The sequence below is a fragment of the Roseivivax halotolerans genome, from assembly GCF_900115815.1.
GTDB classification, from domain to species: Bacteria; Pseudomonadota; Alphaproteobacteria; order Rhodobacterales; family Rhodobacteraceae; genus Roseivivax; species Roseivivax halotolerans.
On record NZ_FOXV01000004.1, the window covers coordinates 75423 to 88557 of the forward strand.

Sequence of the window (13135 nt, forward strand, 5' to 3'; positions counted from 1 at the left end):
GATACTCTACTCGGGAAGCGGCGCAAAGCCGTGGCGCGCGATGATGTCCGGTGCTTGAGGCCCGCCGAGCCAGCGCAGGAACGCTGCCGCGGCTTCTGGTTCCGCCGCGGCTGTGGTGACGGCTCCGACGTAGCGGATCGGCGGATGGCTGTCCTCGGGAAAGGTGCCTGCGACGCGGACCCGCATCTCCGCGGCGGCGTCCGTCGCATAAACGATGCCGAGCGGCGCCTCTCCGAGCGCGACGAGCGCCAGCGCCGCGCGGACATTGTCGGCCTCGGCAAGGCGTGGCGCGAGCGCCTCCCACTCCCCGAGGCTTTCGAGCGCGGCGCGGGCATAGATCCCTGCCGGCACCGCATCCGTGAGCGCCACGGCGAGCCGGTCCTCAGGGCCGAGCCGGCTTGCGATATCGACGCCGGGTGCAAGCTCCGCGCTGCCTGCCGCCCCTGCCCCATGCGCGATCAGCACGAGCCGGTTGCCGAACAGCGCAGCCCGCGTCTCGGGGTCGACGGCGTCGCGCTCCTCCAGCCAGTCCATCCATTCGGGATTGGCGGAGACAAAGACATCGGCGGGCGCGCCTTGCGCGATCTGGCGGGCGAGGACGGAAGAGCCTGCGGGCGCGATGCGGATCTCGTCGCCGGAACTCTCCGAATAGATCTCCGCCGCCTCGGCGAGCACATCGCGGGTCGAGGCGGCCGCGAAGACCGTGATCTCGGCAGCCGTTCCCATGACGGGAAAGGCGAGCGCGGCGAGAAGGGAGAAGCCGGAAAGGCGCATAGAGACGAAACCATACATGTTCGATGACACAATGGGTTGCACGGCGCAGAGGCCCCGGCAAGTCGCCTTTGGTCGCGATCCGGACGTCATCACCCTTGAGAACAAATTGCGAACATTCTAGTTTATCTCGCATGACCGATCTGCTTCTCAGCCGCAAACCGCTCAAGGCGGCCCCCGCGCTCACCGTGGCGGGCGACATCGCCCTGACCGAAGGGCGCGTGCACGAGGCCTGCGGGCTTGGACGCTTCGCCTTCGCGGCTTTCCTGGCAAGGGCGGCTCAAGGGCCGGTGATCTGGATCTCGGGGCCCGGCGGCAGCGGGATGAACCCCGACGGGATGGCGCCCTTCTGTGATCCGGGACGGTTCCTGTTCGTGACCGCACGACGTCCGATCGACCGTCTTTGGGCGCTGGAAGAGACGCTCCGCGCGGGCGCGGTGGCGCTGGCCGTGGCCGATCTCGACGAAGCGCCGGGGCTGACGCCCGTGCGCCGCCTTCACCTTGCCGCCGAGACCGGGGCGGAGATGCGCCAGCGGCCCACGGGCCTTTTGCTGACACCCGGCGAGGGCGGCGCGGCGGGGGTCGAGAGCCGCTGGCATGTGAGCCCCGATCATGCCCCAAGCCGCGCTCGCTGGACGGCCCGGCGGGTGCGCGCCCGCATGGCTCCGCCCGCCGCCTTCTCGCTCCGGCACGACGAGACCGGCCTCTTCGCCGCGCCCATCCCGGTCTAGAAGCCGGCCCCTCTGTTCTCTGCCGCGCCCATCCGCTAGGAGGAGCCCAAAGCTCCACCACAGGCAAAGCGACACCCGGACATGGCGCGACATCTCATCACCTCGGCAATTCCCTATATCAACGGGATCAAACACCTCGGAAACCTCGTCGGCTCGCAGCTTCCCGCTGACCTCTTCGCCCGATACCAGCGCGCACGCGGCCACGAGGTTCTGTTCCTCTGCGCGACGGACGAGCACGGCACGCCCGCGGAGCTGGCCGCCGCCAAAGCCGGGCAGCCGGTCGCGGAATATTGCGCCGAGATGCACGAGGTCCAGGCTCGGATCGCCGAGGGCTTCCGTCTCTCCTTCGACCATTTCGGGCGCTCGTCTTCCAAGCAGAATGAAAAGCTCACCCAGCATTTCGCGGGCGTTCTGGCCGACAAGGGCCTGATCCGCGAGGTCTCCGAAACCCAGATGTATTCGCCAACCGACGGGCGCTACCTGCCCGACCGCTATATCGAGGGCACCTGCCCCAATTGCGGCTTCGAGGATGCGCGCGGCGATCAATGCGACAATTGCACCAAGCAGCTCGACCCGGTGGACCTGATCGATCCGCGCTCGGTGATCTCGGGCGCGACGGATCTCGAGATGCGCGAGACCAAGCACCTCTACCTGCGCCAATCGGCGATGAAGGACGAGCTCGAGGCATGGATCGACAGCAAGACCGACTGGCCCGTCCTGACGACCTCGATCGCAAAGAAGTGGCTCAATGACGGCGACGGGCTGCAGGATCGCGGCATCACCCGCGATCTCGATTGGGGTATCCCCGTCAAGCGCGGCGACGAAGACTGGCCGGGCATGGAGGGCAAGGTCTTCTACGTCTGGTTCGACGCGCCCATCGAATACATCGCCTCGGCGCAGGAATGGGTCGATGCCGGCAAGGGCGACGATTGGCAGCGCTGGTGGCGCACCGACAAGGGCGCGGAGGATGTGACCTACACCCAGTTCATGGGCAAGGATAACGTGCCGTTCCACACGCTGAGCTTTCCCGCGACCATCCTCGGCTCCGGCGAGCCGTGGAAACTCGTCGACTACATCAAGTCGTTTAACTACCTCAATTACGAGGGCGGGCAGTTCTCGACCTCGCGCGGACGCGGCGTTTTCATGGACCAGGCGCTCGAGATCCTGCCGGCCGATTACTGGCGCTGGTGGCTTCTGAGCCATGCGCCCGAAAGCTCGGATGCCGAGTTCACCTGGGAGAATTTCCAATCCTCGGTGAACAAGGATCTTGCGGACGTCCTCGGCAATTTCGCGAGCCGCGTGACGAAGTTCTGCCGCTCGAAGTTCGGCGAAGTCGTGCCCGAGGGCGGCACTTGGTCGAAAGCAGAAAAAGACCTCACGCTTTACCTGCTGTTAAAGCTCAAAAAATACGAAGAACAGATGGAAGCGATGGAAGTGCGGAAAGCGGCTTCAACGCTTCGTGCTATGTGGGTCGCTGGCAACGAATACCTGCAGGACGCCGCGCCTTGGGCCACCTTCAAGGAAGATCCCGAACAGGCCGCGATGCAGATCCGGCTCGGCCTGAACCTGGTCCGGCTATACGCGGTTCTTTCCGGGCCGTTCATCCCCGACGCCGCGGCGCAGCTTCTCGAAGCGATGCGCGCCGAGGGCGCGGACTGGCCGGACGACATCGACGCAGCGCTTGAGGCCCTACCTGCGGGTCACGCCTTCGCGGTGCCGGACGTCACCTTCCGCAAGATCACCGATGCCGAGCGCGAGGATTGGCAGGCACGGTTCTCGGGCAAGCGCGACTGACGCCGACCAAAGACGCGCGCCCTGAGCGTGAGCCAGCGGTGCCGGCGTGCCCAGCGCTCACGGCTGGCAATGCGCGCGCGCACGGCGCGAAAGTCTTGGCGAATCTCGGTGCCGTCGCTCTGAATGGGTCTGAGGATCATCATCACGTATCTCACTCCTGTTAGTCTGAATGAGATATGGCCAAGCCTTGCTTGACCTTTGAGCGGCGATCTTCGCAACATGGGTTTCATGAATGAAACCCCAGCCTCCCTGGACGACCTCGCCCTTTTCGCCGCCGTCGCCGATGCGGGCTCGCTCGGTGAGGCGAGCCGCAGGACCGGCGTCCCCTTGCCGACCCTGTCGCGGCGCATGACGGCGCTTGAGCGCGACCTCGCACGCACACTCTTCCTTCGCGGCAAAAGGGGTTACGCACTCAGCGCCGAGGGCGTCTCACTGGCGGCGGAGCTCAGCGGGCTCGCCGAAGTGCGCCGCCGCGTGGAGCGGTGGCGATCCCTGAGCGATGCCCGTCCGCCGGTGCGGATCACGGCCGGGTTCTGGACGTCTCACGCGATCGCGCGCAGGCTTTCCGCGGATCCCGAGCGCACGTGGCTGCCGCATTTCGTGCCAGCCACGGCGTCTCTCGACCTTGCCCGACGCGAGGCTGATATCGGCATACGCAATGCCGCGCCGGATCATCCGTGGCTCGCACGACGGGCGCTGGCGACGGTGCGCTTCGCGGTCTACGGAACCCAAAAGGCAAAAGGCTATATTGCTGCCCCGCCCGACACGCCGTCGCAACGCTGGCTGCACGAACGGCACGGGCGCGAGATCGTCGCAGTGGCACAGGATCCCCGGATCTGCCTCGAGTTGGCCGAGGCCGGGCATGGCCTCATGATCCTGCCGACGTTCGTAGAGAGCTCGCTCAGGAACCTTGTGCGTCGGTCAGAGCCCATCGAGGAGCTGACACATGAAAGTTGGCTGCTCGCCCATCACGACGCCCGGCAGGATCCGCCGATCCGCGCCGCGATAGACGAGATCGTGGCGATCCTCGCATCCGATTGAAGCGCCCCTTTCCCCTCAAACGAAAAAGGCCGGGCGCAATGCCCGGCCTCTTGAACCATCATGGGGTCATCGGCGAGTCAGGCCGCCTTGATGTCCACGAGCTCGATATCGAAGTTCAGGTCCTTGCCCGCGAGCGGGTGGTTCGCGTCGAGCGTCACCTGCTCCTCGGTCACTTCAGCCACCGTCACCGGCATCACCTGGCCGTTCGGCGTTTGCACTTGAAGCTGCGTGCCGATGTCGAGCGGGATATCCGCCGGGATCTGTTCGCGCGGGACGGCTTGCAGCGCCTCGTCCTGGCGCTGGCCATACGCCTCGTCGGCGGGGATCGCGACGGTCTTCTTCTCGCCGACGCTCATCCCGGTCATCGCCTTGTCGAGACCCGGAATGATCTGGCCGGAGCCGACCGTGAACTCGAGCGGATCACGTCCTTCGCTGGAATCGAAGGTGGAGCCGTCGGTCAACGTGCCGGTGTAATGAATCTGAACCGTGTCGCCGGTTTTCACCTCGGTCATGAGAAATCCAATCTGTTTGGGAGTGGGTTTCAGTGAGGCCGCGCCCATCGCGGGTGCTCACTATTGCTACGAAGAATAGGTATTTTGCGCCGGATTTGCAAAGGGTCGCGCACGATTCATCCGTTGGAACCAAGCGGATTCCGCATGGGTTGAGCAGGGCAAAGCCGGTGATCCGATGCTCCGGCCTCAAATGTGGCCCGTGCGCCATGACGTTACCGCGTTTGATTCGTGCAGGCTTGCCCGTTCGAATCGCTCGGGGAACAATAGCGGGGCTGCTCGAACCGAAGGGGATATCCATGCTTAACCGCCGCACATTCGTCGCCGCCGCCGCGGCGAGCCTTGCCGCGCCGGCCATCGCGCGCGCTCAGGGCTTTCAGCTCGAACCGATATACATGCCGCAAACCGTTCAGGTGAAGTCCAGCCTTGCGCCGCAACAGATTATCGTCATGCCGCGGGCGCACTTCCTCTATTTCGTCGAAGCGCCGGGCCAGGCGCGGCGCTATGGCGTCGGCGTGGGTCGTGCCGGTCTCGAATTCCAGGGCGATGCGATCATCGAGGTCAAGAAAGAATGGCCGACCTGGCGTCCGACAGACGAGATGATCGAGCGCGAGCCGCAGACCTACGCACGTTTCAAGGACAACGATTACGTTCAGCCCGGCGGCCCCAACAACCCGCTCGGTGCGCGGGCATTGTACCTGTTCCAGAACGGTCGTGATACGTTCTACCGCATCCACGGCACCAATCAGCCTTCGTCGATCGGCCGGTCGGTCTCCAACGGCTGCATCCGGATGATCAACGACCACGTAATCGACCTATACCAGCGGGTACCGACCGGAACTCCGGTCAAGGTCCTATAAGAGCGTGCGGGCAGAGGCCCGCATCTCGCGGCACTTCGATGTCGTCGTCGTCGGGGCCGGCCCGGCGGGCAGCGCCGCGGCGGTCAGCGCCGCGCGCGCCGGGCTGTCTGTCGCGCTCGTCGACAAGGCACGCTTTCCACGACACAAATTGTGCGGCGGCGCCTTTTCCGGCCGCGCCGTTGCCAGCCATCGCCGAGCTTTCGGCACAGACCTTCCTGCCGCGCCGCACCTGACGAAGAACGCGATCACCTTCGGAGCGTTCGGTGTCGATCTTGGGCGGTATGACGACATCCCGCCCCTCTATCTCACGATGCGCGAAAGCCTCGACCTGTCGCTCTTCGAAGCGGCGCTGGATGCCGGGGCGCAGGATTTCAGCGGGCACGTGCCGCAGGGCATCGATCTGTCCGGACCGCGGCCCGTCCTGTCACTGGGCGAGATCTCACTGGCGGCGGACGTCGTGATCGGCTGCGACGGCGTATCGAGCGCAATCGCGCGCGCGCTCTACGGACGTCCCTTCGATCCCAAGGAGATCGGCTTCGCGCTCGAGGTCGAACTGCCCGAGCCACAGACCCCACCCGAGCTGCGAATCGACTTCGGTGCCGCCAACTGGGGCTATGGCTGGGTCTTCCCCAAGACCTGCGGCACCACGATTGGCATCGGAGGCATCCACGCACGCAATCCCGATCTCAAGGCGCGGCTCGCGACTTACTTGGCCGAACGCGGCGTCGTGGGCCGTCCCAATGTGAAGGGCCAATACCTGCCGTTCGGCGCCCCGCGTCGCATTCCGGGCCGGGACTCGGTGCTGCTGGCGGGCGATGCGGCGGGACTTGTCGATCCGATCACCGGAGAAGGCATCGGTCACGCACTCGAAAGCGGACGCCTTGCCGCCGAGGCGGCGATTGCTGCCTTGTCCGAAGGGGACCCGAAACGCGCCCTGCCGCTTTACCGGCGCAAGCTTGCGCCGATCCACCGCTCGATGCAGCACGCGCGGCTCATCCGACCGTTGCTCTTCCAACCTCGGTTTCAGAGCGCGTTCATCGCAGGGTTTCGCCGGTCCCGTTCTTTGAAGTACGAATACTTGCGCCTGCTGGCCGGTGAGACCGAATATGCGGATATCTCGCGCCAGCTTGCGCGGCGCCTGCCCCACCACCTTTGGCGCGCATTCATGAAAAACGGGCCTAAGCGGCAAGAAACCGAACCGAAGACGCCATGAAGCAGCCATAATGCGCCGCTGTTTATGTCTCGGTAAGAGATATCGTCCAGATTGGGCGGATCGTCACACGGAGACGGCAGATGGTCATCATGTCCCTGATCGCATCGAGTTTTGCAGGCATCATCGCCGGCTTCATGGCGATCATGTTCTTCGGCTTCGGCGCAGGGGGCGCGCTTGTGCTCTATCTGCTTTGCGCGGGGATCGGGACAATGGCGGGCGTGGCAAGCGCCGTCCGGCAGGACGCCGCATCCACAGACCAAGGCTACTGATTCGCGCGACGTCAGACGACGTAGAAAAACAGCAGGATCGGGACGATTCCCAGCGCGGCAATGCAGAAAAGCTCGGCCGCCTTGGCAGCGCTCCGCAACAGGCCGCTTTCATCGAAGCTGTGCTTCGTTGCGAACGCGGCATAAGCGAGAGCGGAGGCTTGTCCGGCCTCGATCTGCTCATGACGCTCGACTTTCGCCTTCGCAAGTTTATAGCGCGCTTGCATTTCTTCCCGGGTCATCGCTGCTCTCTTCCTGTTGCAGTCACGGCTTGCCTTTGCAAACATGGACCACGCGCTCCATTCGGCAAGACCCCGAGAGCACTGCGCGAACATGTCACGTCTTGTGAGCTCACATCGTTTTTTCTTGCCAGAATCTCGGAAAACACGCACAGACTCTAACTGCTACGTTACGAACATCGATCTGCTCCTTCCACCAAGGCCAGTCTCTCGATTTCCAATGACTACGCCGACCTGCCGCAATAGTGCGGGCAGACACTACGACTAAGGAGCACGACGATGGCCACTGGCACCGTCAAATGGTTCAACACAACCAAAGGCTACGGCTTTATCGCCCCGGATTCCGGCGGTAAGGACGTATTCGTCCACATCTCTGCTGTCGAGCGTTCGGGCCTCACCGGCCTCGCCGACAACCAGAAGGTGAACTACGAGCTGCAGACCGGCCGCGACGGCCGTGAATCTGCGATCAACCTCGAACTGGCCTGAGCCCAGTCACCGACGGTTTCGAGGGGCGCCTTAGGGCGCCCTTTTTCGTGCGCGGCTCCGCTCTTTGACCTGAAAGATCGGCGCGGTATGATCGCGGCGCGCAAAGGAGGAGCCGATGTCTCGTCTCAGTCAGCCAGCCCGTTTCGCTCTCGTCGGTCTTGTCGCGGGGCTCGCAGGCTATGGTCTGTCGGAGCTTCTCGGGTTCGAGCTGCAATCGCCCTGGTGGGTCATCATGCTCGCGGGCGGCGTCGGCGGGTTCCTGGGCGGCTGGCTGCGTCAGCGGCGTGGCAAGTAGAACGCGACGCTACCCGCCCGCCTTCTCCAGAAGCTCGAGCACGACCGGCCCCATATCCTCCACGATCCGGTCCACGCCGTCCGCATTGGGGTGAATCCCGTCGGGCTGCATGTAGGCGGAAATCCGGTCGGGGGAGGCGTTTCCCTCATCGTCCCTGAGATTGGCGAAGAATTCGGGGTAGAGAAGCGTGTCATATTCTTGCGAGAGATCGGTATAGATCGCCTCGAAATCACGCTTGTAGTCCGGCCCGTAGTTGGGCGGCGCGATCAGACCGACCAGGAGCACGGGAAGATCCCGTGCCTCGGCTTCCGACAGGATGCCATCGAGGTTGGCGCGCACGGTATCCGGTGAGATCCCGCGCAGGAGGTCGTTTCCGCCAAGCGCCACGATCATCGCGTCGGTTTCCTCGGTGAGCGACCAGGCGACGCGCGACAGACCGCCGGCCGTGGTGTCGCCGGACACACCGGCATTCACAATCTCGACATCCGCGCCCTGGTCGTCGAGCCAGGCTTGAAGCGTGGGCACCAGCCCCTCGCCCTGCGGCAGGCCATAGCCTTGCGTCAGCGAGTCGCCGAGCGCGACAAGTTCGAGCGTTTCGGCCCGCGCCGCGCCGACCGCCGCGAAAGACACGAAAAGCGTGAGCGCGCTCGCGTTGATCGCACGGGCGGCAGCCCCATATGTGAACGACTTCAACATGCAAGCGGGCAGGACTTGGCACGACATGGCTTCACCTTCTCAATCGGTTCTTACCCTGAAAGATGTGACCTTGAGCCTCAACGGCAATGCCGGGCCGGTTGAGATCCTGCACGAGATCTCGCTCGAGGTCGCGTCCGGTGAGACGCTGGGCCTTATCGGGCCGTCCGGGTCGGGCAAATCCTCCCTGCTGATGGTCATGGGCGGGCTCGAGCGCGCAACGGGCGGCACCGTCTCGGCCTTGGGTCAGGATCTGACGGCGATGGACGAGGACGGGCTCGCGCGGTTCCGCCGCGATCACATGGGCGTGGTGTTCCAGTCCTTTCACCTCATCCCCACGATGACCGCCCTCGAGAATGTCGCCACGCCGCTCGAGTTGGCGGGGGACCGCGAGGCTTTCGACAAGGCGCGCGCGGAGCTTGATGCGATCGGTATCGGTCATCGCGCCGATCACTATCCCTCGCAGCTTTCGGGCGGCGAGCAGCAGCGCGTCGCGCTCGCCCGTGCCGCCGCCCCGCGGCCCGAGATACTTCTCGCCGACGAGCCGACCGGCAACCTCGACGGGGTCAACGGCGAGGCGATCATGGACATGCTCTTCGGTCTTCGGGACCGGCATGGCGCGACACTCGTCCTGGTGACCCACGCGCCCGACCTCGCGAACCGCTGCGACCGGGTCGTGACGCTGACCGACGGGCGCATCTCGACCGAGAAAGTGGCGGAGGCCGCCGAATGAGCTTTCGCACCGCTGCGACCTTTGCCCGGCGCGAATTGCGCGGCGGGTTCAAAGGCTTCCGTATCTTCCTAGCCTGCCTCGCACTCGGCGTCGCTGCCATTGCCGGCGTCGGGTCGGTCCGCTCGGCGATCCAGGCGGGGCTCGAGGACCAGGGCGCGGTGCTTCTCGGGGGCGACGCCGAGGCGCAATTCACCTACCGCTACGCCACCGAAGACGAGCGCGCTTGGCTCAAAAGCGTCTCGACCGCTGTTTCCGAGGTCGTGGATTTCCGCTCGATGGCGGTGGTCGGCGAAGGCGACGCGGCCGAACGGGGCCTCACCCAGATCAAGGCGGTCGATGACGCCTACCCGCTTCTGGGCGAGGTGATCCTCGCGCCCGAGATGCCATTGGCCGAAGCGCTGGAAGGGGATGGGGCCGTCATGGCCCCTATCCTCGCCGACCGTCTCGGGATCTCGGCGGGCGACACGTTTCGGCTCGGCGAGAAGACCTTCACGCTCTCTGCGGTGATCGAGCGCGAGCCCGACGATGCAGGCGGGGGCTTCGATTTCGGCCCGCGCACCATCGTTCGGACGGCAGCGCTCGACGGTGCGGGGCTCCTGGAGCCGGGCACGCTTTTCGAATCCGAATACCGTCTGCTTTTGCCGGAAGAGACTGACCTCGATGCCATCGAAGCGGAGGCGCAGGAGCGCTACCGCGACGCCGGCATCCGCTGGCGCGACGCGCGCAATGGCGCGCCGGGCACCGCGCAATTCGTCGAACGGCTGGGCGGCTTCCTCGTGCTGGTGGGCCTCTCGGGGCTGGCCGTCGGCGGCGTCGGCGTCTCTTCGGCAGTGCGTGCCTATCTGGCGCGGAAGACCTCCGTCATCGCGACCTTGCGGACGCTCGGGGCCACGCGGGAGACGATCTTCCTTACCTATTTCTTGCAGGTCGGTGCGCTGGCCCTTCTCGGCATCGCCATCGGTCTCGTTCTGGGTGCAGGCGTGCCGCTGCTTTTCGCGCCGCTCATTTCGGACGCGCTGCCAGTGCCGACGCTCTTCACACTCCATCCCGCGCCGCTCGCGGAAGCTGCGCTTTACGGAATTCTGACCGCGCTGCTCTTCACGCTCTGGCCCCTTGCCCGCACCGAAGAGGTGCGCGCGGCGACGCTCTTTCGCGATGCGCTGGCCTCGGCCAAGGCGCTGCCCGCACCGGTCTACATCGCGGTCACTGGCGTGCTGCTTGTCCTGCTGGTCGGCGCGGCGATGCTGTTCTCCGGTGATGCAGAGCTGACTCTCTGGACCGCGGGCGGCATCCTTGGCTCGCTACTGATCCTTGTCGGCGCAGCTTTCCTGATCCGCGCAGCGGCGCGCCGGACACAATCCGCCGCCAGGGGCCGCCCCGCTCTCAGGTGGGCGCTCGCCTCCATCGGCGGCCCGCGCGAGGAAAGCGCCTCGGTCGTTCTGTCGCTCGGGCTCGGCCTCGCCGTCCTCGCCGCCATCGGCCAGATCGACGGCAACCTGCGCTCCGCCATCGAGCGGGATTTGCCCGACGTGGCGCCCTCCTACTTCTTCGTGGATATCCAGAAAGACCAGATGGAGGGGTTTCGCGATATCGTCGATGACCCGGTCGTCTCCCGCGTCGACAGCGCACCGATGCTGCGCGGCGTCATCACCGAGATCAACGGCAGGCCCGCCACCGAGGTCGCGGGCGATCATTGGGTCGTGCGCGGCGATCGGGGGATCACCTATTCCGCCACTCCCGACGAACGCACCCGCGTCGTCGCCGGCGAGTGGTGGCCTGAGGATTACGACGGCCCGCCGCAGATCAGCTTTGCCGAGGAAGAGGCCGAAGAACTTGGCCTGTCGCTCGGCGACGAGATCACCGTGAACATTCTCGGCCGCGACATCACCGCGGAGATCACCTCCTTCCGGGTCGTCGACTTCTCGACCGCCGGGATCGGTTTCGTGATGACCATGAATCCCGCGTCGGTGGAGGCCGCACCGCATACGTTCATCTCGACGGTCTATGCCGAACCCGAAGAAGAGGCCCGCATCCTGCGCGAGGTCTCGGACGCCTACCCGAACGTGACCGCCATCGGCGTGCGCGACGCCATCGACCGGGTGTCGGAGCTTCTGGACGGCGTCGCAGAAGCAGTGCGCTGGGGCGCGGCAGCGACGCTGTTGACCGGCTTTCTCGTGCTGATCGGCGCGGCGGCGGCGGGCGAGCAGGCCCGCACCTACGAGGCGGCGGTGCTGAAGACCCTTGGTTCCAGCAGGGGGCGAATCCTGCGCAGCTTTGCCCTGCGCTCGGCGCTTTTGGGTGCCGGGGCGGCAATTGTCGCCATCGTCGCGGGAATCCTCGGCGGCTGGGCGGTGTCGACCTTCCTGATGGAAACGAGCTATTCCGTGATCTGGCCGTCAGTCCTCGGCATCGTCCTTGGCGGCATCCTCGCGACGCTTCTGGCCGGGCTCGCCTTTGTCTGGCGCCCGCTCGCGGCCCGGCCCGCTCAAGTGCTGCGCGCCCGGGAATGACACTTGGCAAGCGGGGCGGGCTGGCTTAGGCCCGTGCCCGACTGCCCGCACAGGAGCCCCCGATGCAAGACAGCCTCCCCGCCCCCGTCACCACGCTCAGCCGCGCGCAGAAGCGCCAGGTTCTGAACCTCGTGCGCCGCGCCGCCGGCGCCGATATCCTGCCACGCTTTCGCAACCTCGCCAGCACCGACATCGCGACCAAGACGGGTCCACAGGATCTCGTGACCGAAGCCGATCGTGCCGCCGAGGCGATGATCGGGCGCGGCCTCGCGCAGATGTTTCCAGGCGCGCTGATCGTCGGCGAGGAAGCCGCGTCGGAGCGGCCCGAGATCGTGGACGGTATCGCGGAGGCTGAAACTGCCTTCATCATCGACCCGGTGGACGGAACCTGGAACTACGCCAACGGCATCGCGACCTTCGGTGTGATCGTCGCGGTCTCACGCTACGGCGTGCCTGTCTTCGGCCTGCACTACGACCCGGTGATGGATGATTGCATCTGGGCCGAGGCCGGCGGCGCTGCCGAATTCGTCCGTTCCCGGCGCGGCACCCGGCCCGTACGCGTGGCCGAGGCCAGCGGCACAGAGGATCTAGCGGGCTTCGTCGGCCTCAGCCTCCTGCCGGAGGACAAGCGGGCCGAGATGGCCGCGACCTTCCCCAAGCTTACCCGCGCGATGCAACTGCGCTGCGGCTGTCACGAATACCGGGTCTTCGCGCAAGGCGGTGTGGATTTCGTGTTCTCGGCGGGGCTCACGCCCTGGGATCACACCGCGGGCGCACTCATCGCGGAGCGCGCGGGCGGTCACGTGGCGATGCTCGATGGCTCGGAGTACCGCGCCGGGCCGATGGGCGGCTACCTTCTCGCGGCGCGCGACGAGGCCACGTGGACGCACCTGCGCGACCTCTGGTCCTTCCTGCTGGACTGAGCGCACACATCCTTCGAGGATGTGTGCCCGGATTTCATCGTGGACTCCGGGTCTCCGCGTGCGGAAACCCG

Annotated in this window: 15 protein-coding genes; 11 read left to right on the forward strand and 4 right to left on the reverse strand. The window is 65.7% G+C overall.

Going from position 1 to position 13135, the window contains the following annotated elements; all coding sequences use genetic code 11:
- Positions 1-6 precede the first annotated feature (6 nt).
- Positions 7-774 (reverse strand): molybdate ABC transporter substrate-binding protein, encoded by a 768-nt coding sequence (modA, locus tag BM171_RS07330; protein WP_093010526.1) that lies wholly within the window; start codon positions 772-774, stop codon positions 7-9.
- Positions 775-905: 131 nt separating this feature from the next.
- Here modA and BM171_RS07335 point away from each other — a divergent pair, with 131 nt between their 5' ends.
- The 3 genes from BM171_RS07335 to BM171_RS07345 all read left to right on the forward strand — a co-directional run bounded on the left by BM171_RS07335 (position 906) and on the right by BM171_RS07345 (position 4337).
- Complete coding sequence (locus BM171_RS07335; RefSeq protein ID WP_093010195.1) at positions 906-1502, forward strand: ImuA family protein; 597 nt, start codon at positions 906-908, stop codon at positions 1500-1502.
- Between the two features lie 81 nt (positions 1503-1583).
- The gene (gene metG, locus BM171_RS07340) at positions 1584-3296 is read left to right on the forward strand and encodes a methionine--tRNA ligase (RefSeq protein WP_093010196.1); all 1713 of its coding nucleotides are present in this window, start codon (positions 1584-1586) and stop codon (positions 3294-3296) included.
- Positions 3297-3524: 228 nt separating this feature from the next.
- Complete coding sequence (locus tag BM171_RS07345) at positions 3525-4337, forward strand: LysR family transcriptional regulator (RefSeq protein ID WP_093010528.1); 813 nt, start codon at positions 3525-3527, stop codon at positions 4335-4337.
- Positions 4338-4414: 77 nt separating this feature from the next.
- Here the strand turns inward: BM171_RS07345 and BM171_RS07350 are convergent, their stop codons facing one another.
- Positions 4415-4849 (reverse strand): FKBP-type peptidyl-prolyl cis-trans isomerase, encoded by a 435-nt coding sequence (locus BM171_RS07350; RefSeq protein ID WP_093010197.1) that lies wholly within the window; start codon positions 4847-4849, stop codon positions 4415-4417.
- A 296-nt stretch (positions 4850-5145) separates the two neighbouring features.
- Here BM171_RS07350 and BM171_RS07355 point away from each other — a divergent pair, with 296 nt between their 5' ends.
- The 3 genes from BM171_RS07355 to BM171_RS07365 all read left to right on the forward strand — a co-directional run bounded on the left by BM171_RS07355 (position 5146) and on the right by BM171_RS07365 (position 7188).
- Positions 5146-5706 carry a L,D-transpeptidase gene (locus BM171_RS07355; protein ID WP_093010198.1) on the forward strand — a complete coding sequence of 187 codons (561 nt, stop codon included), beginning with the start codon at positions 5146-5148 and terminating at the stop codon, positions 5704-5706.
- A gap of 4 nt (positions 5707-5710) precedes the next feature.
- A complete protein-coding gene (locus BM171_RS07360) occupies positions 5711-6919 on the forward strand; it encodes a geranylgeranyl reductase family protein (RefSeq protein WP_245760204.1) in 1209 nt (402 codons plus the stop codon).
- A gap of 80 nt (positions 6920-6999) precedes the next feature.
- Positions 7000-7188 (forward strand): hypothetical protein, encoded by a 189-nt coding sequence (locus BM171_RS07365; RefSeq protein ID WP_093010199.1) that lies wholly within the window; start codon positions 7000-7002, stop codon positions 7186-7188.
- 11 nt (positions 7189-7199) lie between these two features.
- On the opposite strand, the gene BM171_RS07370 is transcribed toward BM171_RS07365, so the two are convergent.
- Positions 7200-7472 (reverse strand): hypothetical protein, encoded by a 273-nt coding sequence (locus BM171_RS07370; RefSeq protein ID WP_139218679.1) that lies wholly within the window; start codon positions 7470-7472, stop codon positions 7200-7202.
- Between the two features lie 231 nt (positions 7473-7703).
- Between BM171_RS07370 and BM171_RS07375 the strand changes: the two genes are divergently transcribed.
- Positions 7704-7910, forward strand: a complete 207-nt coding sequence (locus BM171_RS07375) for a cold-shock protein (protein WP_093010201.1) — start codon at positions 7704-7706, stop codon at positions 7908-7910.
- Between the two features lie 115 nt (positions 7911-8025).
- Complete coding sequence (locus BM171_RS07380; RefSeq protein ID WP_093010202.1) at positions 8026-8205, forward strand: hypothetical protein; 180 nt, start codon at positions 8026-8028, stop codon at positions 8203-8205.
- Between the two features lie 9 nt (positions 8206-8214).
- On the opposite strand, the gene BM171_RS07385 is transcribed toward BM171_RS07380, so the two are convergent.
- Entirely contained in the window at positions 8215-8901 is a 687-nt protein-coding gene (locus tag BM171_RS07385) for an arylesterase (protein ID WP_093010203.1), read from the reverse strand.
- Between the two features lie 25 nt (positions 8902-8926).
- Here BM171_RS07385 and BM171_RS07390 point away from each other — a divergent pair, with 25 nt between their 5' ends.
- The 3 genes from BM171_RS07390 (at position 8927) to BM171_RS07400 (ending at position 13064) form a co-directional block, all read left to right on the forward strand.
- Positions 8927-9631 (forward strand): ABC transporter ATP-binding protein, encoded by a 705-nt coding sequence (locus BM171_RS07390; protein ID WP_093010204.1) that lies wholly within the window; start codon positions 8927-8929, stop codon positions 9629-9631.
- On the forward strand, positions 9628-12141 hold the full coding sequence (locus BM171_RS07395; protein WP_093010205.1) for an ABC transporter permease: 2514 nt from the start codon (positions 9628-9630) through the stop codon (positions 12139-12141). Before BM171_RS07390 ends, BM171_RS07395 begins: the two co-directional genes overlap by 4 nt.
- Positions 12142-12203: 62 nt before the next feature.
- Positions 12204-13064: an inositol monophosphatase family protein gene (locus BM171_RS07400; protein ID WP_093010206.1), complete on the forward strand. Its 861-nt coding sequence runs from the start codon at positions 12204-12206 to the stop codon at positions 13062-13064.
- Positions 13065-13135: the final 71 nt, after the last annotated feature.